Origin of the sequence: Burkholderia territorii, assembly GCF_902833055.1 — a bacterium.
Taxonomy (GTDB): Bacteria; Pseudomonadota; Gammaproteobacteria; order Burkholderiales; family Burkholderiaceae; genus Burkholderia; species Burkholderia territorii.
Genome location: NZ_CADFEJ010000001.1, coordinates 384,640 through 405,404, shown reverse-complemented (window position 1 = coordinate 405,404; position 20,765 = coordinate 384,640). Strand labels below are relative to the sequence as shown.

14 protein-coding genes are annotated in these 20,765 nt (G+C 69.0%); 9 read left to right on the top strand and 5 right to left on the bottom strand.

All coding sequences use genetic code 11. The annotated features are described in order from the left end of the window. Nucleotides 1-121: 121 nt before the first annotated feature. The 4 genes from HW466_RS01775 to HW466_RS01760 are packed head-to-tail and all read right to left on the bottom strand — an operon-like array spanning nucleotide 122 to nucleotide 8,644. Nucleotides 122-4,309 carry a bifunctional nitrate reductase/sulfite reductase flavoprotein subunit alpha gene (locus tag HW466_RS01775; RefSeq protein ID WP_174905359.1) on the bottom strand — a complete coding sequence of 1,396 codons (4,188 nt, stop codon included), beginning with the start codon at nucleotides 4,307-4,309 and terminating at the stop codon, nucleotides 122-124. 16 nt (nucleotides 4,310-4,325) lie between these two features. Then, nucleotides 4,326-4,673 (bottom strand): nitrite reductase small subunit NirD, encoded by a 348-nt coding sequence (gene nirD, locus HW466_RS01770; RefSeq protein ID WP_059451217.1) that lies wholly within the window; start codon nucleotides 4,671-4,673, stop codon nucleotides 4,326-4,328. A gap of 38 nt (nucleotides 4,674-4,711) precedes the next feature. Further along, nucleotides 4,712-7,297: a nitrite reductase large subunit NirB gene (nirB, locus tag HW466_RS01765; RefSeq protein WP_151006244.1), complete on the bottom strand. Its 2,586-nt coding sequence runs from the start codon at nucleotides 7,295-7,297 to the stop codon at nucleotides 4,712-4,714. A gap of 21 nt (nucleotides 7,298-7,318) precedes the next feature. After that, on the bottom strand, nucleotides 7,319-8,644 hold the full coding sequence (locus HW466_RS01760) for an MFS transporter (protein WP_059451215.1): 1,326 nt from the start codon (nucleotides 8,642-8,644) through the stop codon (nucleotides 7,319-7,321). Nucleotides 8,645-9,318: 674 nt separating this feature from the next. On the opposite strand from HW466_RS01760, the gene cobA reads away from it, so the two are divergent. The 7 genes from cobA to HW466_RS01725 all read left to right on the top strand — a co-directional run bounded on the left by cobA (nucleotide 9,319) and on the right by HW466_RS01725 (nucleotide 15,353). Beyond that, the gene (gene cobA / locus HW466_RS01755; protein WP_174905358.1) at nucleotides 9,319-10,080 is read left to right on the top strand and encodes a uroporphyrinogen-III C-methyltransferase; all 762 of its coding nucleotides are present in this window, start codon (nucleotides 9,319-9,321) and stop codon (nucleotides 10,078-10,080) included. Between the two features lie 156 nt (nucleotides 10,081-10,236). Continuing rightward, on the top strand, nucleotides 10,237-10,833 hold the full coding sequence (locus HW466_RS01750; RefSeq protein ID WP_059507543.1) for an ANTAR domain-containing response regulator: 597 nt from the start codon (nucleotides 10,237-10,239) through the stop codon (nucleotides 10,831-10,833). A gap of 5 nt (nucleotides 10,834-10,838) precedes the next feature. Further along, nucleotides 10,839-11,882 (top strand): CmpA/NrtA family ABC transporter substrate-binding protein, encoded by a 1,044-nt coding sequence (locus HW466_RS01745; protein ID WP_174905357.1) that lies wholly within the window; start codon nucleotides 10,839-10,841, stop codon nucleotides 11,880-11,882. Nucleotides 11,883-12,039: 157 nt separating this feature from the next. Next, complete coding sequence (locus HW466_RS01740; RefSeq protein WP_059545534.1) at nucleotides 12,040-12,639, top strand: uracil-DNA glycosylase family protein; 600 nt, start codon at nucleotides 12,040-12,042, stop codon at nucleotides 12,637-12,639. Nucleotides 12,640-12,672: 33 nt separating this feature from the next. After that, a complete protein-coding gene (locus tag HW466_RS01735; RefSeq protein ID WP_151006788.1) occupies nucleotides 12,673-13,458 on the top strand; it encodes a YkgJ family cysteine cluster protein in 786 nt (261 codons plus the stop codon). A gap of 125 nt (nucleotides 13,459-13,583) precedes the next feature. Beyond that, nucleotides 13,584-14,525, top strand: a complete 942-nt coding sequence (locus HW466_RS01730) for a helix-turn-helix transcriptional regulator (RefSeq protein WP_174905356.1) — start codon at nucleotides 13,584-13,586, stop codon at nucleotides 14,523-14,525. 129 nt (nucleotides 14,526-14,654) lie between these two features. Continuing rightward, nucleotides 14,655-15,353 carry a fumarylacetoacetate hydrolase family protein gene (locus HW466_RS01725; protein ID WP_151005246.1) on the top strand — a complete coding sequence of 233 codons (699 nt, stop codon included), beginning with the start codon at nucleotides 14,655-14,657 and terminating at the stop codon, nucleotides 15,351-15,353. A gap of 117 nt (nucleotides 15,354-15,470) precedes the next feature. Here HW466_RS01725 and HW466_RS01720 read toward each other — a convergent pair whose 3' ends face one another. Next, nucleotides 15,471-16,691 (bottom strand): MFS transporter, encoded by a 1,221-nt coding sequence (locus tag HW466_RS01720; RefSeq protein WP_060257632.1) that lies wholly within the window; start codon nucleotides 16,689-16,691, stop codon nucleotides 15,471-15,473. Nucleotides 16,692-17,358: 667 nt separating this feature from the next. Here HW466_RS01720 and dacB point away from each other — a divergent pair. Together dacB and HW466_RS01710 are read left to right on the top strand one after the other, a co-directional pair. Beyond that, nucleotides 17,359-18,957 carry a D-alanyl-D-alanine carboxypeptidase/D-alanyl-D-alanine endopeptidase gene (gene dacB / locus HW466_RS01715; protein WP_244138213.1) on the top strand — a complete coding sequence of 533 codons (1,599 nt, stop codon included), beginning with the start codon at nucleotides 17,359-17,361 and terminating at the stop codon, nucleotides 18,955-18,957. A gap of 267 nt (nucleotides 18,958-19,224) precedes the next feature. After that, nucleotides 19,225-20,751 carry a D-alanyl-D-alanine carboxypeptidase/D-alanyl-D-alanine-endopeptidase gene (locus tag HW466_RS01710; RefSeq protein ID WP_170296687.1) on the top strand — a complete coding sequence of 509 codons (1,527 nt, stop codon included), beginning with the start codon at nucleotides 19,225-19,227 and terminating at the stop codon, nucleotides 20,749-20,751. Nucleotides 20,752-20,765: the final 14 nt, after the last annotated feature.

The window sequence follows — 20,765 nt, the reverse complement described above, 5'->3', positions numbered from 1 at the left end:
TGCGGGCCGGCGCGACAGGCGGGTTGCGCGCCATCCGCCATCGCCGGTCATGCCGACAGAAGCCCAGGTCCGCCGACGGTTGCGGCTCGCCGGTCGCCGCGCCGACTCGCGCCACCCGCGCTCAGTACACGTCCCGCATGTAGCGCCGCGCCTTCGCGAGCCGCGCGACGTAGTCGGTCGCGGCCTCCTCCGACATCCCGCCATGCTCCGCGACGATCGCCTTGAGCGCGGTATCGACGTCCTTGGCCATCCGCGACGCGTCGCCGCACACGTAGAAGTGCGCGCCCTCCTCGAGCCACTTGTACAGCTCGGCGCCCTGTTCGCGCATCCGGTCCTGCACGTAGATCTTGTCGGCCTGGTCGCGCGAAAACGCGAGATCGAGCCGCGTCAGGAAGCCGCTGTCGCGCATCGCGCTCAGTTCGTCGCCGTAGTAGAAGTCGGTCCGTGCATGCTGCTCGCCGAAGAACAGCCAGTTGCGTCCCCGCGCACCGCGCGCCTGCCGCTCGTGCAGGAAACCGCGGAACGGCGCGACGCCGGTGCCGGGCCCGACCATCACGACCGGCACGTCGCCGTTCACCGGCGGCCGGAAATGCGCGGACTTCTGCACGAACACCGGCACGCGGCCGTCGTCGGCGCGGTCCGCGAGGAACGTCGACGCAACGCCTTTGCGCGCGCGCCGGCCGTTGTGATAACGCACGGCCGACACGGTCAGGTGAATCTCGCCCGGGTGCGCGCTCGGGCTAGATGCGATCGAATACAGGCGCGGCTGCAGCCGCTTCAGCATCCCGACCAGCTCCATGCCCGACAGCTCGACCGGAAACTCGTGCAGCACGTCCGCAAGTTGTTGCCCCCACAACCATTGTTTCAGGTCGGCCTTGCGATCGTCGCCGAGCAGCGCCTTGAGCGCGCCGTTCGCGCTGCGCGACGCGATGAATGACAGCGTGTCGGGATGCGGGCGCGTGATGTCGAAGTGGCGCGCGAGCGCATCGCCGAGACGCATGTCGCCGACGCCTGCGACGGACACGGGCGCATCGGCCTTCAATGCGGTGACCGACAGCAGCTCGTCGACCAGCTCCGGGCAGTTGGTCGGCCACACGCCGAGTGCGTCGCCGGTTTCGTATTCGAGGTTCGCGCCTTCGGTCGACAGCGACACGTAGCGCGTGTCCTTCGCGGCACCGGGCCGGTTGAGCCGCAGGTTCGCGACGAGCTTCGACGGTGCCGGGTGCGCCTTGGTCGGCAGCAATCCCGACCCGCTCATTCCGGTGGCAGGCACCGCGTGCAGCGCGGCATCCGCTTCCTTGATCCGGGCGACCACGCGTTCGAGCCACTGGTCCGCATCGCGCTGGAATTCGACGTCGCAGTCGACTCGCGCGCACAGCCGCACCGCGCCGAGCTCCGCGAGCCGGGCGTCGAGCCGGCGGCCGTGTCCGCAGAACTGATCGTAGTTGCGATCGCCGAACGCGAGCACCGCGAAGTGCACGCCGTCGAGGCGCGCGGCACTGCCGGCCTGCAGCGCTTCCCAGAACTCGCTGCCGTTGTCGGGCGCGTCACCGTCGCCGAACGTGCTCGTCATCAGCAGCACGTATTGCGCGCCGGCCAGCGACGCGACCGGATAGTCGGACATGCACGCGGTGCGGATCTCGAAGCCGGCGTTCATCAGCTGCGTCGCGTAGTCCTCGGTCAGCGATTCGATGTTGCCCGTCTGCGACGCCCACAGCAGCACGACCTTCGGGCGCGTTCGCACGATCCGCACGCCGCCGGGTGCGGCGGCTTCGGCCGGCAGCGCGGGCACGGCGCCTTCCGATGCATGAACGGGCGCCGAGCGGCTGAACAGGCCCGCGAGCATCCCGTCGAGCCAGAGCCGCACCGGCTGCGCGAGCGGCGCACCGGCCGGCAGCACCGGCACGCCGCCTTCGCGCCGGCCGGCGCTCGCCTTCAGCCCGCTGACAAGCCCGGCCACGTACAGGCGCTCGGCCTCGGAGAGCGGCGGCGGCGCGAGGTCGGCCACGCCGAGCGCGGCCGCGAAAGTGTCGAGGTCTGCCATGTCGAATTCCTGTGAAGCCGCGATCTGCGCCGGCGCGGGCTCGGGCCGCGCGTCGGCGGCGCTGGCGTCGGTCCGCGCCGTGTCGTCATCGGCGGACGCGAACGCGCCCGTGTCGACGCGCGTCAGTGCGACCGCGCAATACTTCAGTTCGGGTTGCTGCGATTCGGGATCGATCGCGTCGTTCGTCACCGCGTTGATGCACAGATCGTCGCCGTACACGTCGTTCCAGTGCATCGGCGCGAAGCAGTTGCCGCGCCGCACGCGCTCGGTGACGACGGCCGGCAGCACCGCTCGACCGCGCGCCGAGCGAATCTCGACACTGTCCTTCGTCGCGATGCCGAGTGCGCTCGCATCGTCCGGATGCAGTTCGACGAACGGGCGCGGATTGAGCTTGTTGAGCATCGCGACCTTGCCCGTCTTCGTCATCGTGTGCCATTGATGCTGCAGCCGGCCGGTGTTCAACACGATCGGGAACGTGTCGTCGGGCAGCTCGGCCGGCGCGACGTGCGCGCGCGCGAGGAAGCGCGCCTTGCCCGACGCCGTCGGAAACGCGATGCGCGGTGCGTCGCGGCCGTCGGCGGCCGCGCGCGGCGTCTGGCTCACGCCGTCGTTCAGGTAGCGGATCGGGTGCCGCTCGCGCGCGGTGCCCGGTGCGACCGGCCATTGCACGGGGCCGTCGCGCAGCGCGGCATGGCTCGCGCCGCGCAGGTCGTAGCCGGTCGCCGGATTCGAAAAGCGCACGATCTCGTCGAACACGTCGGCCGCCGACGCGTAGTCGAACGCATCGCCGAAGCCCATCGCGCGCGCGACTTCCGCGACGATGCGCCAGTCCGGCAGCGCGTCGCCGGGCGGCGCGATCGCCGCGCGCATCAGCGTCATGTTGCGCTCGGAGTTGACCATCACGCCGTCGCCCTCGGCCCACAGCGCGCCGGGCAACAGGATGTCGGCGTAGCGGTTGGTCTCGGTGTCGAGGAACGCGTCCTGCGCGATCACGAGCTCCGCGGCCTGCAGCCCCGCGATCACCTTCTGCCGGTTCGGCACGGTCGCGACCGGATTCGTGCAGACGATCCAGCACGCCTTGATGTCGCCGGCCGCCATCCGTTCGAACAGATCGACCGTGCCGCCGCCTGTGTCCTTGCGCAGCGTGCCGGCCGGCACGCGCCACAGGTTCTCGACGAAGCGCCGGTCGTCGTCGGACAGCACCGAGCGCTGGCCCGGCAGGCCGGGGCCCATGTAGCCCATCTCGCGTCCGCCCATCGCGTTCGGCTGGCCGGTCAGCGAAAACGGCCCGCTGCCCGGGCGGCAGATCGCGCCCGTCGCCAGATGCAGGTTGCAGATCGCGTTGGTGTTCCACACGCCGTGCGTGCTCTGGTTGAGGCCCATGGTCCAGCAGCTCATCCATTCCTGCGCGTCGCCGATCCATTGCGCGGCCGTGCGGATGTCGGCTTCCGCGAGGCCGGTGATCGCCGCGACGCGCTCGGGCGTGTAGTCCGCGAGGAACGCGGGCATCTCGTCCCATCCTTCGGTATACGCATTGATGAACGCGGCATCGGTGCGGCCGTTCGCGTGCAGCAGATGCAGCAAGCCGTTGGTCAGCGCGAGATCGGTGCCCGGCCGGATCTGGAGGAACAGGTCGGCCTTGTCGGCGGTGCCGGTGCGGCGCGGATCGACGACGATCAGCTTGGCGCCGGCCTTCACGCGATCCATCATGCGCAGGAACAGGATCGGGTGGCAGTCGGCCATGTTCGCGCCGATCACGAAGAACAGGTTCGCGCGATCGAAGTCCTGGTACGACCCGGGCGGGCCGTCCGCGCCGAGCGACTGCTTGTAGCCGGTGCTCGCGCTCGCCATGCACAGGCGCGAGTTCGACTCGATGTTGTTGGTGCCGACGAAGCCCTTCGCGAGCTTGTTCACGAGGTATTGCGCCTCGATCGACATCTGCCCCGACACGTAGAACGACAACGCATCGGGCCCGTGCGCGTCGAGCACCGCGCACAGGCGCCGCGCGGTCTCGGCGATCGCGTCGCGGGCCGGCAGCGGCACGAGGTCGTCCTCGCGCGCGCGCCGCACGAACGCGCGATCGAGACGCCCGGAACGGCGCAACGCGACGTGCGCCGACGAGCCTTTCGTGCACAGCCGTCCGAAGTTGGTCGGATGATCGACGTCGCCTGACACCTTGACGACTTCGTCATCCTCGACGTGCAGCACCATCCCACAGCCCACGCCGCAGTACGGGCATACGCTCCTGACGGCGGTGGCGCTCATGCGTGCTCCCGGGCGCTCAGGCGGCGATCCACACGTAACCGTCCTCGACCCGCGACGGATACGCGCTCACCGATTTCTCGGGCGATTCGAGGCATTCGCCGGTGCGCAAATCGAAATGCTGCTTGTACAGCGGCGACGCGACGACCACGCGCTCGCCGAGGCTGCCGATCAACCCGCGCGACATCACGGCCGCCTGCGACACCGGATCGACGTTGCCGATCGCGAACACGCCGCCTTCTTCGGGATGCGCGACATGGAACACCGCCACCTGCTCGCCGTTGACGAGCGCGCAAACGCCGGTATTCGGCACGATGTCGTCGAGCGGGCACACACGGGTCCAGGACAGCGGAAGACGATCGTTCATGATGGGCTCCTTGGAAAAGACGCTGGTGTCGGTCGGGATCAAACGGTTGCGGGTTCGATTGCCGGTTCGACGACGACCGGAATCGAAACGGGCTTGCCGCCCGCGCGCTCGGCGGGCGTGGCGGGCCGGATCTGCCCGCGCGTCTCGACGAACGCGATGGTCGTGTCCGGCGCGTCGCTGTTCACGAAGTGGCGGAAGCGCTTGCGCGTGTCCGGATCGGTGACGGCCTTCTTCCACTCGCATTCGTAGGTGTCGACCACGTGCTGCATGTCGGCCTCGAGTTCGGCCGCGATCCCGAGCTTGTCGTGCACGACGACGTCGATCAGGTAGTCGAGCCCGCCTTCGAGGTTGTCGCGCCAGACGCTCGTGCGCTGCAGCCGGTCGGCCGTGCGCACGTAGAACATCAGGAAGCGGTCGATGTAGCGGATCAGCGTGTCGCGGTCGAGATCGGACGCGAGCAGCTCCGCATGGCGCGGTTTCATCCCGCCGTTGCCGCACACGTACAGGTTCCAGCCCTTCTCGGTCGCGATGATCCCGATGTCCTTGCCCTGCGCTTCCGCGCACTCGCGCGTGCAGCCGGACACGCCGAACTTGATCTTGTGCGGCGCGCGCAAGCCCTTGTAGCGGTTCTCGATGTCGATCGCGAGGCCGACTGAATCGTCGACGCCGTAGCGGCACCACGTCGAACCGACGCACGACTTCACCGTGCGCACCGCCTTGCCGTACGCGTGGCCCGATTCGAAGCCGGCCGCGATCAGCTCCTCCCAGATCGACGGCAGCTGCTCGACGCGCGCGCCGAACAGGTCGACGCGCTGGCCACCCGTGATCTTCGTGTAGAGCCCGTACTTCTTCGCGACCTGGCCGACCGCGATCAGCCCTTCCGGCGTCACTTCGCCGCCCGGCATGCGCGGCACGACCGAGTACGTGCCGTCGCGCTGGATGTTCGCGAGGTAGTAGTCGTTCGAATCCTGCAGCCCCGCATGTTCCTTCTTCAGCACGAACTCGTTGAAGCACGATGCGAGGATGCCCGCCACCGCCGGTTTGCACACGTCGCAGCCCAGCCCGTGGCCGTGCTTCGCGAGCAGTTCGTCGAACGTCGTGATGCGCTCGACGCGAATCAGATGGAACAGTTCCTGGCGCGAATACGGGAAGTGCTCGCACAGATGGTTGTTGACCGCGAGGCCCTGCTTCTTCATCTCGGCCTTCATGATCTGCGTGACGAGCGGCACGCAGCCGCCGCACGACGTGCCCGCGCCCGTGCACGACTTCAGTGCGCCGAGGCTCGTCGCACCGTCCGCCACCGCCGCGCAGATCTGCGACTTCGACACGTTGTTGCACGAGCAGATCTGCGCACCCTCGGGCAGCGCGTCGACGCCGATCGCCGGCTTCGCCGCGCCGTCCGACGACGGCAGGATCAGGAATTCCGGCGACTCCGGCAACTCGATGCGGTTCAGCATCATCTGCAGCAGCGTGCCGTATTCGGCCGCGTCGCCGACCATCACCGCGCCGTGCAGGAACTTGCCGCAGTCCGACACCACCAGCTTCTTGTAGACCTGGCGGCGCTCGTCCGCGTACTGGTAGGTGCGGCAGCCGGCCGTCGCGCCGTGCGCGTCGCCGATGCTCGCGACGTCGACGCCCATCAGCTTCAGCTTGGTGCTCATGTCGGCACCGGCGAACGCGGCGTCGGCGGCTTCCTTCACGTCGCCGCCAAGCTGCTTCGCGACCACGCGCGCCATGTCGTAGCCCGGTGCGACGAGCCCGTACACCGTGCCGTTCCAAGCCGCGCATTCGCCGATCGCGTAGATGTCGGCGTCGCTCGTGCGGCACGCGTCGTCGATCGCGACGCCGCCGCGCGGGCCGATTTCCAGGCCGCACGCACGTGCCAGTTCATCGCGCGCGCGGATGCCGGCCGAGAACACGATCATGTCGGTGTCGAGATGCGAGCCGTCGGCGAACGCCATCCGGTGCGTGCCTTGTTCGCCGTCGACGATCTCGAGCGTGTTCTTGCCCGTATGCACGGTCACGCCGAGCGCCTCGATCTTCGCGCGCAGCATCCGGCCGCCGCCGTCGTCGACCTGCACGGCCATCAGCCGCGGCGCGAATTCGACGACGTGCGTGTCGAGGCCCATGTCGCGCAACGCCTTCGCGCATTCGAGGCCGAGCAGCCCGCCGCCGACCACCACGCCGCGCTTCGCGTGCGTGCCGCATGCCTGCATCGCCTCGAGATCCTCGATCGTCCGGTACACGAAGCAGCCCGCGCGATCGCGGCCCGGCACCGGCGGCACGAACGGGCGCGAGCCCGTCGCGAGCACCAGCTTGTCGTACGCGAGCGTTTCGCCGGACGCGAGCGTGACCGTGTGCGCGACGCGGTCGATCGACGCGACCTGCGCATTCAGACGCAGGTCGAACTGCGGATGACGCTCGAAGAAGCCCGGCTCGACGAGCGACAGATCGTCCGCCGACTTGCCCGCGAAGAATTCCGACAGGTGCACGCGGTCGTACGCCGGGCGCGGTTCCTCGCCGAGCACCGTGACCTGCAGCGTGTCCGCCGCGCCGGCCTGCGCGGCGACGCATTCGAGCAGCTTGTGGCCGACCATCCCGTGGCCGATGACGATGAGTTTCATGATGACGTTTCCTTCGGTCGATCAGTTCGCGGCGCTGGCAGCGGCCAGCGCGCGATCGCGCAGCTCGGCCTCGCGTGCCTTGTGTTCTTCGCTGAAGCGCACGGCCATCGCGCACAGTGCGGTCGCGGTGACGGCAAGCCCGAGGAGGCTCAGCGCGTGCTGCACGTCGCCGACGCCCTTCAGCAGGAACGCCGCGGCCACCGCGCCGACGTTGCCGCCCGCGCCGACGATCCCCGCGACGCCGCCGAGCGCCTTGCGGTCGATGAACGGCACGAGCGCATAGGTCGCGCCGCAGGCCATGTGCGTGAAGAGGCCGAAGGTCAGCATCGCGACGAGCGCCATGCCGACGCCTTGCGCATGCGAGAACCAGATCAGCCCGAGCCCTTCGCCGACGATCAGCGCGCACAGCAGCGTCGCGCGCACGTCGAGGCTGCGGCGCGCGGCAATCTTGTCCGACAGCCAGCCGCCGAGCGCGCGGGCGAACAGCGCGAGCAGCCCGAACATGCCGACCGCGAAGCCGGCATCCTTCAGCGACAGCTTGAAGTGATCGACGTAATACAGCGCGGCGATGTTGTGGATGAACACCTCGACGCCGAAACAGGCGCCGTACGTGACGAACAGCATCCACACGCGATAGTTGCCGCATGCGGTGAAGAAGCTCGCCCAGCCGCCCTTCTTGCCGCTGTCGACCGTCACGCCCTGCTTGCGCAGCGCGGCGAAGTCGCCTTGCGGGCAGTCCTGCGTGAAGCGCCAGTACGCCCAGGCCATCGCGAGCATCGCGATGCCCGGCACGACGAGCGCGATGCGCCACGATGCGTCGTCGCCGAAGCCGAGCATCAGGCCGGCGGCGACGAGCAGCGGCATCATCGCCTGCGTCGCGCCCGCGCCCGCGTTGCCCCAGCCGGCCGTCGTCGCGTTGGCCGTGCCGACCACGTTCGGCGCGAACATCACCGACGTGTGGTACTGCGTGATCACGAAGCCCGCGCCGATCGCGCCGATGCCGAGGCGGCAGATCAGGAACGTCAGATAGTCGTGCGAGAACGACACCGCGAACACCGGAATCGCGCCGAGCACGAGTAGCCCGACATAGACGCGACGCGGGCCGAAGCGGTCGCACAGCGGGCCGACCAGCAGCCGCACGGCGATCGTCGCGGCTACCGCGGCGATGTTGATGTTCGCGACCTGTGCCGCGGTGAGGTGGAATTCGCGCGCAATCAGCGGCATCAGCGGCGCGCACGCGAACCACGCGAAGAAGCAGACGAAGAACGCCATCCACGTCATGTGGAACGCGCGCATCGGCGCGGTGCGGAAGCTGAAGAGATCGATACGGGTAGCTTTGTCGGTCATGTCATCCGCCAAACGAAAAACGGCGTCCTGCGCACCCGGTCTCGTCGAGACCCGATGCGTAGGACGCCGTTGCCCATGAAGCCCGTTTCCGGGCGCGTCGGTAATCGGTACTGCGGACGAATCGCCATTGATCCGCCCGAACGAGATTACGCAAACGCCATGCCATGTCGGCCCGAATCGCGCGTGCAGCCGCGCCACGCAAGGCTCGCCGGCCACTGCGCGCATTGCCCGTGTGCGCCGCGCGCGATACGTCAGGATGCAGAGTGGCACAGATGTGGTGCGCTGCAGCACTGTCAGCGTGCGACATCGCGGTGCGCGATGACGGGGCGCGATGCACGCCGATGCAGCATCGCGTGCGCCGCGCCGCCGCCCGGCCGCCCGCGTGCCGGCCTTCGTCGCGCGCGCGGCGTCGCGCACGTCGCTACGCTTGCCGCCGCGATCGCGCCGGTTGGTCCGGATATTGCTGAATCCGGACCACACCGGCAACGGCGCCGGTGGGCAGTCTCCGCAAGTCGGGCCCGCCGTCGCAGGCGGGCGCAGCAGACCAGGACAACGACGTCCCCCCGTGCGCGGCACGGCCGGATGCCGTGGTCGCTTCGACCGCCCGCCGCCGCCGCGAGCAACAACGCAATATCGATCGCCGCACGCGCACGCGCGCGGCAATGGAATACGACATGACGACTGGAAAAGTCACGCTGCTGGGCGCCGGCCCCGGCGATCCCGATCTCCTTACGCTGAAGGCCGTCAAGGCGCTGGCGGCCGCCGACGTGCTGCTGCTCGACGATCTCGTCGCACCCGGCATCGACGAACTCGCGCCGCACGCGCGCGTGATCCGCGTCGGCAAGCGTGGCGGCTGCCGCTCCACGCCGCAGGCATTCATCGAGAAACTCATGCGCCGCTACGCGCTGCGCGGCGCGCACGTCGTGCGCGTGAAGGGCGGCGACGCGCTGCTGTTCGGCCGCGCCGGCGAAGAACTCGCGACGCTGCGCGCCGCACGCATTCCGGTCGACATCGTCAACGGCATCTCGTCGGGCTTCGCGGCCGCCGCGAGCCTGGGCATCTCGCTGACGCACCGCGAGCACTGCCACGGCGTGACGTTTGTCACCGCGCACCGCCAGGACCACGGCGAACCCGATTGGGCGACGCTCGCGGCGAGCGGCACCACGCTCGCGATCTACATGGGCATGAGTCGCGTGGACAGCATCGCGGCGGGCCTGCTCGCCGCATTGCCGGCGTCGACGCCGGCCGCCGCCGTGCAGTGGGCCGGCACGCCCCACGAGCGCCGCTGGACCGGCACGCTCGGCGGCCTCGCGCGCGGCGTGGCGGCAGCCGGGCTCGGCAGCCCGGCCGTGATGCTCGTCGGCGAGGCGATCGGCGAAGCCGACGTGCAATGCACCGATGCCGCCGGCGATGCGATGCGGTTCCGGGCGGCATAGCATGCGCGGTCCGCATCACATCTCCGGTCACCGCAGCGGCGTTCGCGCCGGCTGTCCGCGATGCGGCCGCGACGCGCGGAATCCGTCGACGCGCGCCCGCCCCCCGCATCCGCCCTTCAACCCTTGCACCGAAGTTCGTCCGTCCCCGCTCGCGTCATGAGTTCGTCCGTCCCGCCCGCACGCCTGCGCGTGCTGCTCGTCACCGACACCGACAAACCCATCGGCGAACTCGGCGACGCGCTCGCGCGCCTCGGCTACGAGATGCTCAACGACGTCGCGACGCCCGCGCGCCTGCCCGCCGCCGTCGAGGAGCAGCGCCCCGACGTCGTGATCATCGATACCGATTCGCCGTCGCGCGACACGCTCGAGCAACTGGCCGTGATGCACGCGACCGCGCCGCGTCCCGTGCTGATGTTCAGCCACGATGCCGACCAGGAGCTGATTCACGCGGCGGTCGGCGCGGGCGTCAGCGCGTATCTCGTCGAGGGCCTGTCGGCCGAGCGTCTCGCGCCGATCCTCGAAGTCGCGCTTGCGCGCTTCTCGCACGACGATGCATTGCGGCGCCGGCTCGCCGACGTCGAGCGCGAGCTCGCCGAGCGCAAGCTGATCGACCGCGCGAAGCGCCTGCTGATGGATCAGCGCAGGCTGTCCGAGCACGACGCATATGCGTTGCTGCGCAAGCGCGCGATGGATCAAGGCCAGCGCATCGTCGACATCGCGCGGCAATTGCTCGATGCGACCCACCCGTCATGAATGCCATGAAACCTTCGCCTCCCGCCGCGCCGGAACGCGCGCATCTTCGCCTCGGGTTCGTCGCGCTGAGCGACGCGGCCCCGCTGATCGTCGCGCAACACCTGAATCTCGGCGCGCGCCATGGCCTGACGCTCGAGCTGTGCCGCCAGCCATCGTGGGCCGCCGTGCGCGACAAGCTGCTGAGCGGCGAACTCGACGCCGCACACGCGCTGTACGGGCTCGTGTGCGGGCTGCAGGTCGGCATCGGCGGCCCGCAGGCCGACATGGCCGCGCTGATGGTCCTCAACCGCAACGGCCAGGCGATCACGTTCGCCCGTGTCCTCGCCGACGCGTACCGCGCAAGCGGCGACGTCCGCGCGGCACTCGCCACGCTCGGCCGCAAGCCGCTGCTCGCACAGACTTTCCCGACCGGCACGCATGCGATGTGGCTGAACCACTGGCTCGCGTCGCACGGCGTCGATCCGTTGCGCGACGTGCGCAGCGTCGTGATTCCGCCGCCCGAGATGGTCGCCGCGCTCGCGAGCGGCGAGCTCGACGGGTTCTGCGCGGGCGAGCCATGGCACGCGGTAGCCGAAGCTTGCGGCGCGGGCCGGACCGTCGCCGTCACCAGCGAAATCTGGCCCGATCATCCGGAGAAAGTGGTCGCGGCCCGTCGCGATTTCGTCGCGCTGTATCCGGCCACCGCGCGCGCGCTGATCCGCACGCTCGTCGATGCATGCGCGTGGCTCGACAGCGCCGCGAATCGTCGCGAGGCGGCCGACTGGCTCGCGTCGCCCGACGCGCTCGGCGTGCCGGCCCGGCTCATCGCGCCGCGCCTGCTCGGCGACTACGGCGCGGGGCCGTTCGCGCAGCCGCCGCTGCCGATCCGCTTCCACGACGGCGGTGCCGTGAACCGCCCGGATCCGCAGGAAGGCCGGTGGTTCCTGCTGCAATACCGGCGCTGGGGCATGCTCGACGGCACGCACGACGACGCGGCCATCGCCGCGGCGATCGCGCAGACGGCGTTGTATGATGCTGCCGTCGCCGAAGGTGGTGCGGCAGGCCAGTGATCCCGCCCCTGGATGCCGTGGCCGCCGCGCGGCGCTGTGCGACAACCGGCGGAACCCCTGACGCGATGCGCCGGTTTCCGCGCCGGTCCGTGCCGGACCACCGCGCCGCACGGACGCGTTGGCCTGCGTGCCGCCACTCCGTCCCCGTTCAGAATCGATGTCGAAACGAACGCGCACGCCGCTCGACGTGCTGCTCACCGAAATCCGCGCGTGCCGCGCCTGCGAAGCCGAGCTGCCGCTCGGCCCGCGCCCTGTCGTACGCGCCCATCGCGACGCCCGCATCCTGATCGTCGGGCAGGCGCCCGGCGCTCGCGTCCACGCGAGCGGCATCCCGTGGGACGATGCGAGCGGCAAGCGGCTGCGCGACTGGCTCGACGTCGACGCCGACACCTTCTACGACGAGACCCGCTTCGCGATCGTGCCGATGGGCTTCTGCTACCCGGGCCGAGGTGCAAGCGGCGACAACCCGCCGCGCTCCGAATGCGCGCAACTGTGGCTCGACCGGCTGCTCGCCGGATTGCCGTCGATCCGGCTGACGCTGCTGATCGGCCAATACGCGCAGCGACATTTCTTGCGCGACACACGCAAGGCGACGCTGACCGACACCGTGCACGCGTGGCGCGATTACGGCACCGGCGTGCTGCCATTGCCGCATCCGTCGCCGCGCAACCAGGCGTGGTTCAAGCATCATCCGTGGTTCGACGCCGAGATCGTGCCCGAACTGCGCCGCCGCGTCGCGCCGCTGATCGCCGGCTGACGCGAGCTGCACCGTGCCCCGCTTTCTATCGAAATGAATCAGAACGACATCGACTTTTCATGCACCGGCTGCGGCCGTTGCTGCCATGACCTGCGCATTCCGCTGACCGTCGCCGAGGCCGCTGCCTGGCTGCGGCGCGGCGGCCACGTGGAGCTGTTGTGCGACGCCATGCCATGGCCCGTCGAACCGGCGCCCGACGACGCGTTCGCCGCATACAAGCGCGCCCGTTCGTCGCCCGCGCTCAGCGGCACGCTGCCGGTACGCGTCACCACCCTGCTCACCGCGTCCCATGCCGGCCCGTGCCCGAACCTGCTCGACGATCTGCGCTGCGGCATCTACGACGAACGGCCGCTCGTATGCCGGATCTACCCGGCCGAGGTCAATCCGTTCGTGCCGCTGACGCCGGACGGCAAGCAGTGCCCGCCCGACGCATGGCAACACGCGCCGCTCACCCGCGGCGGCACGATCGTCGATGCGCTTACGCGCGAGAACATCGTGCGCGCACGGGAAGCCAGCGCGGCCGAGGCGCCGCTGCGCGCGCGGCTGTGCGCGGCACTCGGCATCGATACGGCGGCCGTCGCGAACGAAGGCTTCGCGATTCACGCGCCGCCCGCCGACATGCTGCTGGCCGCGCTCGGCACGCTCGCCGATGCACACGCGACAGCGGCCGCCCTGCCCGCACCGAGCACATGGACGCTGGTCACGAATCGCACCGCGACCGCCGACACGCTCAGTTCGGTCGGCGCCTCCAGCCAGCTTGCGGCAACCGACGAAGCCGGCACGCGCTACCGCTACCTGGGCTTTCATCCGGCCGGCTGATTGCCTTGCCGCCGGGCGGATGCGCGCCGCCCGGCCGCCCTGCCGGATCGCGCCCGCGGATTCCGGCCGCGCGCGGTTCGCTGTACCATCGCGGCTCAACCGCGTCACGAACAGCAGAATCCTTCATGCCCTCCACCGCTCCGCCGCGCCTGTACGGGATGCCCGAACGCAGCGACCGGCTCGATTTCTACATCCGCGACCAGACGTCGCGCCAGGCGATCACCGAGCCGCACCGGCACGCGTATTTCCAGATCCAGTTCAACCTGGGCGGCGACACCGAGCAGCGGATCGGCGGCGTCACACGGCCGTTTCCGCGCGGCGCGCTCGCGTTCGTGCTGCCGCACCGCGAGCACCTGATTCCGCATCCGGAAGGCGCGCACTTCATCGTGATCAACTTCAGCCAGGCGTTCCTGCGCGCCGATCTCGACGTCGATCCGCTCGATCTCGAGGATGTCCCCGCACACCGCTTTCCCGAGCTGACGCCGTTCCGCTTCCAGGAGCACCTCGACTTCATCCTGACCGGCGACACGTTCGACGAGGCGCGCCGCCTCGCGCTGTGCATGCTCGATGCCGACCGCGTGCGCAGCTTCGGTTCGACCACGTTGCTGCGCGGCTACCTGCTGCAACTGATCGGGCTCGTCTGCACGCAGTACGCGGGTGCACTCGACAAGCTCGCGCAGCGCGGCGCCCAGCGCGCGGGCCGGCGCGACGCGCTCGCGCGCGTGCTGCGTCACGTGCGCGCGAACCTGACCCGCGAGGACCTGACGCTCGCGGCCACCGCCGAGGCCGCGTTCCTGTCGCCGAACTACCTCGCGCATCTCGTACGCAAGGAAACCGGCAGCACCTTCACCGATCTCGTGACCGAGCGCCGGATCGCGCTCGCGCAATCGCTGCTCGCGCATACGAGCCGGCGCATCGCCGATATCGCGCGCTCCGTCGGCTTCCGCGATGAAGGCTATTTCGCGCGGCGCTTTCGCGCGCGGGTCGGCGTGTCGCCGAAGGCGTATCGCGACGCGAATGCCGCGCTGCCGGACGGCGATGAAGCGGCGCCAGGCGGCGACGCGTAGTTTTGTCCGGTTAAAGCGCAGTTTCGTCGCATCCGCGCGCGGATGCGTCGGGTATCGTTCCATGCATGCCGGCCCGTGCCGCGTTGCCCGGGCGACGGCATGCGTCTTTTCATCGAACGAGGCCATCCGATGTCCGAATACGTCATCGACGCTTCCGAGCGTCCTTCCGTCGAAGTCGAACAATCAGCCGCGCGCTTTCCGGTGCGCCGTGTGTTCTGCGTCGGCCGCAACTACGCCGACCACGCGCGCGAAATGGGTGCCGATCCCGACCGCGAACCGCCGTTCTTCTTCACGAAGCCGGCCGATGCGATCGTCCCGGCCAGCGGCACCGTCCCGTATCCGCCGCTGACGAGCGACCTCCATCACGAAATCGAGCTGGTCGTCGCGATCGGCAAGGACGGCCGGTCGATCGACCCGGCCGACGCGCTGTCGCACGTGTGGGGCTACGGCGTCGGCGTCGACCTGACACGCCGCGACCTGCAGGCCGAAGCGAAGAAGCTCAGCCGGCCGTGGGACTGGGCGAAGGGCTTCGACGCGTCCGGCCCCGTGACCGCGCTGCGCGCGGCGACCGCGACCGGCCATCCGGCAAGCGGCCGGATCTGGCTCGCGGTCAACGGCGAAACGCGCCAGCAAGGCGATCTCGCCGACATGATCTGGGCCGTGCCGGACGTGATCGCGTATGTGTCGCGCTCGGTCGAGCTCAAGGCCGGCGACCTGATCTTCACCGGCACGCCGGCCGGCGTCGGCGCGCTGCAGCCGGGCGACCGCGTGACGGGCGGCGTCGACGGCGTCGCGACGTTCGAGTTCGTGATGGGGGCGAAGCCGTAAGGGATCGTGTGGGCGTATGCGACGTGGCGGCCGTTCGACGGCCGTGGCGTCGCATCGTGCCGTTCGTTGCCGGTTCGGGCAGCGATCACATCGCGGCGGATCGGCATGCCGGTTCTTTCACGGCGACTGCACATTCCGTTCGTGTGCGTCGAAGCTTCGTATGCACACGGCGGCCGCCAGCGCGAGCGCCGTGGACAGCAGCATCATGGCCAGCGGCGCACGGCCGGCGTTAGCGACGGTCAGCACCAGCCCCGTCAGCGACGACAGCGCGGCCCCGCCCGCGATCGTCATCGCCCCGGCCAGCCCGGATGCGCTGCCGGCGAGTTCCGGTCGCACCGACATCGCGCCTGCATGCGCACCCGGATTCGACAGCCCGTTGCCGATGCCGATCAGCACGCACGGCCCGAACCACGCGATTGCGTGCGTCGCCCCTCCGAGAAACAGCACGAGACCGATCGCAGGCCCCGCGCATGCGACCACGCGGCCGCACAGAATCGTCGTGGCCAGCGGATAGCGATGCGCGTAACGCGCAGCCAGAAAACTCCCGCAAACGAAGCCGGCCGTGATCGTTCCCATGTAGAAGCCGATTTCCGTGGGCGGAATGCGAAACACCGATTGCGCGGCGAGCGGCGCGCCGGCCAGGAACGCGTAGAAGGCACCGGTCGAAAACGCCATGCAAAGCGCATAGGCCCAGAAGCGGCGCGCGCGGAGCAGCGCGGGATACGCGCGAAGCTGCTGGGCGAGCGTCGTGGCGCGGGTCGCATGGGTTTCCGATAGATCGAACATGCACCAGCCGAGCAGCGCGATGCCTGTCGCACCAAGCAACCAGAAGCTCGCGCGCCACCCGAGCGTCTGATCGAGCACGCCGCCGAGCGTCGGCCCAATCATCGGCGCGAACGCGGCCGCCATCGCCGCATAGCCGATCCGGCTCGCCGCGCGTGAACCGCTGGCTGTGTCGCGCAACGTCGCCATGGACACCGGGTAGACCGACGTGATCATCGCTTGCATTAGCCGGCACGCGAGAAACACGTGGATATCGGTCGCCATCGCGCAGCCCAGCGATCCGAGCGTGAAGACGCCGAGGCTCGTCAGCATGATCGGTCGCCGCCCGAAGCGGTCGGATAGCGGTCCCATTACGAATTCGAGCGAGGCGGCGACTGCTGCGTAGCCGCCTAGTGACAGTGCGACTAGCGCGTAGTCGGCGCGCAGGTCGCGCGCGATCGCGGGTAGGGATGGCAGGAACAGGCTCAACGGCAGCACGGAGAACGCGCATAGCAGGATTAGCGTCGCGTGTCGTGGTGGGGTGCGTTTGGAAGCTATCGGCAGGTTTGGTTGCAAGCAGATGCCCTCCGCACACGCCGTCGCGTGGCTGTGCGCTATGGAAGATGAGCGTTTTCCGTGGATTTTCGTGGGTGTCGCTTGTCGACCCTAAGCGGTCAGACGCATTTCTCGAAAGCGGCCGTTCAGCATGCTACATGCCTTTGCGGGACGCCAGTTGCTGCGCGATAAGTTTCCATCAGACAGACCCATCGGACCTTCCCGGCCGAGAAAACCGCGTAGCGGCTGATGTCCACCTCGATCGGGTAGCCCGACGCGAGGTGCTTACTATATTCGTCCGATGAAAATCGGAAATGAAGCCCCGACCCTCCGACCGCAAAAATGGCGGGCGCCGCATCATTGAGCTTCGCGGGCGATCCCGATATAGTGGTCGGCGCAGTTGCAGGCGGAGCCCTGATCGCAGGGCGTCACGCGCCATGTCCGCAGCGAATCGGGGGCCTGCCAGTACCTGGCTCGCCACTCCGAATCCGCATCGCTGCACGCGCATCTCGCCCGATGGTCGCCCTGCGCCGTCGGAACACGCATTCACGGAAACACGGCCGATGCACGGCCTTAGCGGGCGCCAGACCAGACCCGCGCTTGACTCGAGCATGATTCGAAGCACAACAACGTCGTAGTCGGGTACAAAGCCGTACTCTCGGGGGCGCACATGATTTCCGGAAGAAGAGTGCTTGCGGCCGTCGCGTTGATCTCGACGGCCGCCGCCGCGCTGATCGCAGGATGCGGCGGCAACACGACGCGTTCGATGCAGGGGGAGATCGAGCAGGTCATCGGCGCATCGCGCTATCGCCAGTCGACCTGGTCAATCAACGTCATCGATCCCGCGACCGGCGCAACCGTCTACGCGATCCAGCCCGATGCGCTCACCTATGTTGGCTCGACCCGGAAGCTGTTCTCGGTCGGCATGGCGCTGAACCAGCTCGGGGCCGACCATCAATTCGTCACGCCGGTCTACGCACTGGGCAGCGTCGAAGCGTCCGGCACGCTCGACGGCAACCTGATCCTCGTCGCGAGCGGCGATCTGACGATGGGCGGACGCGCGAATCCGGACGGCACAATCGCGTTCAGCGGCTTCGACCACAACGAAGCCAATTCGCTCGGCAATGCCGGGATCGTCCAGGCCGATCCGCTGGCGGGATACGACAAGCTCGCATCGCAGATCGCGGCAGCGGGCATCAAGCGGATCGGCGGCGACGTCGTCATCGACGATCGACTGTTCGTCCCGTTCGATTTCCGCGAGGAATTCAACGTATCGCCGATCTTCGTGAACGACGACGTAGTCGACGTCCTCGTGAACCCGGGCGCGGCCGGCGCGACCGCGAACGTGGACTGGCGCCCGAAATCCGCGGCTTTCGGCGTCACGTCGTCGGTGTCGATGGTCGGCGCAAACGCGGACACGGACATCGAGTTTGCGCCGCGGGATCCCACGTGCTTCGGCACGCCCCGATGCTTCGGAAACGTGTCGGGCACGCTCGCGGCACAATACGTGCCGCCGCTGACCGGCGCGTATCCGCTCGTCAAGACGTTTCGCATCACCGATCCGGCCAGCTATGCCCGCACCGTGCTGGTCGAGGCGCTCGCGCGTCACGGTGTCGCGGTCGGTGCGCCCGCGGTCGAAGTCAATCCGCGCCAGTCGCTGCCGCCGCAAGGCGCGTACGCGTCGGCGTCACCCGTTGCGCGCCTCGTGTCGCCGCCGTATCGCGAATACGCGAAGTTCATCCTGAAGGTGAGCTACAACATCGGCGCCGACGTCAGCCTGGTCCTGTACGGACTGGCGTCGTCCGGCGCGACGACGATGCATGACGCGCTCGCCACCGAACGCGCGGCGCTCGAGTCGCAATTCCATCTCGCCCCGGACAGCTTCGCATTCGTCGACGGCAGCGGCGGCCTCGAAACGAAAGCGACCGGTACCGCGCTGACGACGCTCCTGGCCGGCATGCAGAAGACCGCTTACTTCGACGCGTATCTCGACGCTCTGCCGGTTCTCGGCGTCGACGGCTCGCTCGGCTTCGTGACCGAATTCATGCAGGATGCGTCGCTGGCCGGTGCGAAAGGGCACGTCCGTGCGAAGACGGGCACCTACGTGGGCGGCAAGCCGGTTGCGTTGAAAGGGCAGGCGCTGGCCGGTTACGTCGACGCGAAGAGCGGGCGTCGCTATGTGTTCATGCTGTCGGTGAACAACGTGCCGTTCGGTTCCATCGACGACGTCCTGCCGGTGTTCCAGGATCAAGGGCGGATCGCGGCGATTCTCTGGAAGTATCTCTGACGCAGGGTGTCGCAGCGCAGGCGGGCAAACGCGGATCGTTCGCTGCCGGCGGCAACGAGCGCGCGTCGCGAAGGCCCGCACGGCGACGGTCGAATTCATCGGGGAGCGGCTATGCAGGCGAAATCGGTCCAACACAGCGTCTCGTCCCTTCGCGCTCGCGCGTCGCGCGTGCGCCGGACGGCGAGATGGCTCGCGCTGCTTGCCGCGGCGCCGCTGCTGGCATCGTGCGGCGGAGAATCCAGCGGGATTCCGGAGATCCCGGCCATCATGAACAAGCCCCGATACGTGTCGTCGGGCGCCGCGTGGTCGATGGCCATCGTCGACGTCGACAGTGGCGCGACGGTTTATTCGCTCAACCCCGATGCGCTTTCGTACACCGGGTCCGTCCGCAAGCTCTTTTCCGTCGGCGCAGCGCTCGACAAGCTCGGTGCGGACCATCGTTTCACGACCGCGGTTTATCGCGACGGCGCGATCTCCGCGAGCGGGGCGCTCGCCGGCAACCTGATTCTCCGGGCGGCCGGCGACCTGACGTTCGGTGGCCGGATGAAAGGCGACGGGTCGCTGGACTTCACGCCATACGATCACAACGAAGCGCGCGGCTTCGGGGGCGCAGCATTGACGCCGGAGGATCCGCTGGCCGCCGTCGACGATCTCGCGCGGCAGATCCGCGCGTCGGGCATCCGCAGCGTCGGCGGCGACGTCGTCGTCGACGATCGCCTGTTCGAGCCCTTCCGCGTGCCGAACGGCAATGTGCTGATCTCGCCGATCCTGATCAACGAGAACGTGATCGACCTGACGGTGACGCCCGCGATCGCGGCCGGACAGCCCGCGCAAATCGACTGGCGGCCGAAGACGCGTGCCTACACGGTCGCGGGTTCGGCGCTCACGAGCCGGGCGGACACCGCACCGGACATCGCGTTCTCCGGCGATGCGCCGAACGCCGGCGCGTTGGGGTGTTTGTCCCGCATCGGCTGCGCCGCGACGGTGTCCGGCACGCAGGACCGCCAGGCAGCCGCCACGCTGCCGGCCGGCTATCACGCGCCCCTGATCGGCAACGCGCAGTTTGTCAGTATCGTGCACATCGACGATCCGGCTTCGTTCGCGCGCACCGCGCTCGTCGACGCGCTGGCCAGAAACGGCGTGTCGGTTGGCACGCCCGCAGTCGCGTCCAATCCCGCGGGCCTGCTTCCGTCGCCGGCGCAATACGCGTCGCTGCCGCAAGTGGCGTCGTTCGCGTCGCCGCCGTATGCGGAAATCGCGAAGCTGATTCTCAAGGTCAGCCTGAATACCGGCGCGAACCTGAGCCTGATGCATCTCGGCCTGACGCGCGGCGCGCGGACGGTCGCCGACGCGCTGTCGGTCGAGCGCGGTGTCCTGACGGCCGAGTACGGACTCGATCCGGGCGGATTCGACTTTCCGACCAACGGCAGCGGATCGCCGGACAGCCGGGCCACCGCGCGGACGACGGCGCGACTGCTGCAGACCATGAGCCGCAAGGTGGTCTATCCGTCCTACCGGGATGCGATGCCGATCCTCGGCACCGACGGCTCGCTGGCCGATGTCGGCAAGGACGTCGAGGGCAAGGAACACATCTACGTGAAGAGCGGCGCGACGCTGTCGAACGGGAAGATGGTGGCGCTGACGAATGCCGGCTACATGCGCGCGAAGAGCGGCCGGATCCTCGCATTCGCGGTGTTCGTGAACAACGCCGGTCCGCTGTCGTCGTTGTCGGATGCGCTTGGCGTGTTCGAAGACGAAGCGCAGATCCTCGGTGTGGTTTATCGGCGGTTCTGACGGTGTCGACGCGC

What these genes read in the sequence shown, in the direction of transcription:
- HW466_RS01775 (WP_174905359.1), bottom strand. Translation starts at nt 4,309, where the DNA reads ATGAGCGCCACCGCCGTCAGGAGCGTATGCCCGTACTGCGGCGTGGGC.
- nirD (WP_059451217.1), bottom strand. Translation starts at nt 4,673, where the DNA reads ATGAACGATCGTCTTCCGCTGTCCTGGACCCGTGTGTGCCCGCTCGAC.
- nirB (WP_151006244.1), bottom strand. Translation starts at nt 7,297, where the DNA reads ATGAAACTCATCGTCATCGGCCACGGGATGGTCGGCCACAAGCTGCTC.
- HW466_RS01760 (WP_059451215.1), bottom strand. Translation starts at nt 8,644, where the DNA reads ATGACCGACAAAGCTACCCGTATCGATCTCTTCAGCTTCCGCACCGCG.
- cobA (WP_174905358.1), top strand. Translation starts at nt 9,319, where the DNA reads ATGACGACTGGAAAAGTCACGCTGCTGGGCGCCGGCCCCGGCGATCCC.
- HW466_RS01750 (WP_059507543.1), top strand. Translation starts at nt 10,237, where the DNA reads ATGAGTTCGTCCGTCCCGCCCGCACGCCTGCGCGTGCTGCTCGTCACC.
- HW466_RS01745 (WP_174905357.1), top strand. Translation starts at nt 10,839, where the DNA reads ATGAAACCTTCGCCTCCCGCCGCGCCGGAACGCGCGCATCTTCGCCTC.
- HW466_RS01740 (WP_059545534.1), top strand. Translation starts at nt 12,040, where the DNA reads ATGTCGAAACGAACGCGCACGCCGCTCGACGTGCTGCTCACCGAAATC.
- HW466_RS01735 (WP_151006788.1), top strand. Translation starts at nt 12,673, where the DNA reads ATGAATCAGAACGACATCGACTTTTCATGCACCGGCTGCGGCCGTTGC.
- HW466_RS01730 (WP_174905356.1), top strand. Translation starts at nt 13,584, where the DNA reads ATGCCCTCCACCGCTCCGCCGCGCCTGTACGGGATGCCCGAACGCAGC.
- HW466_RS01725 (WP_151005246.1), top strand. Translation starts at nt 14,655, where the DNA reads ATGTCCGAATACGTCATCGACGCTTCCGAGCGTCCTTCCGTCGAAGTC.
- HW466_RS01710 (WP_170296687.1), top strand. Translation starts at nt 19,225, where the DNA reads ATGAACAAGCCCCGATACGTGTCGTCGGGCGCCGCGTGGTCGATGGCC.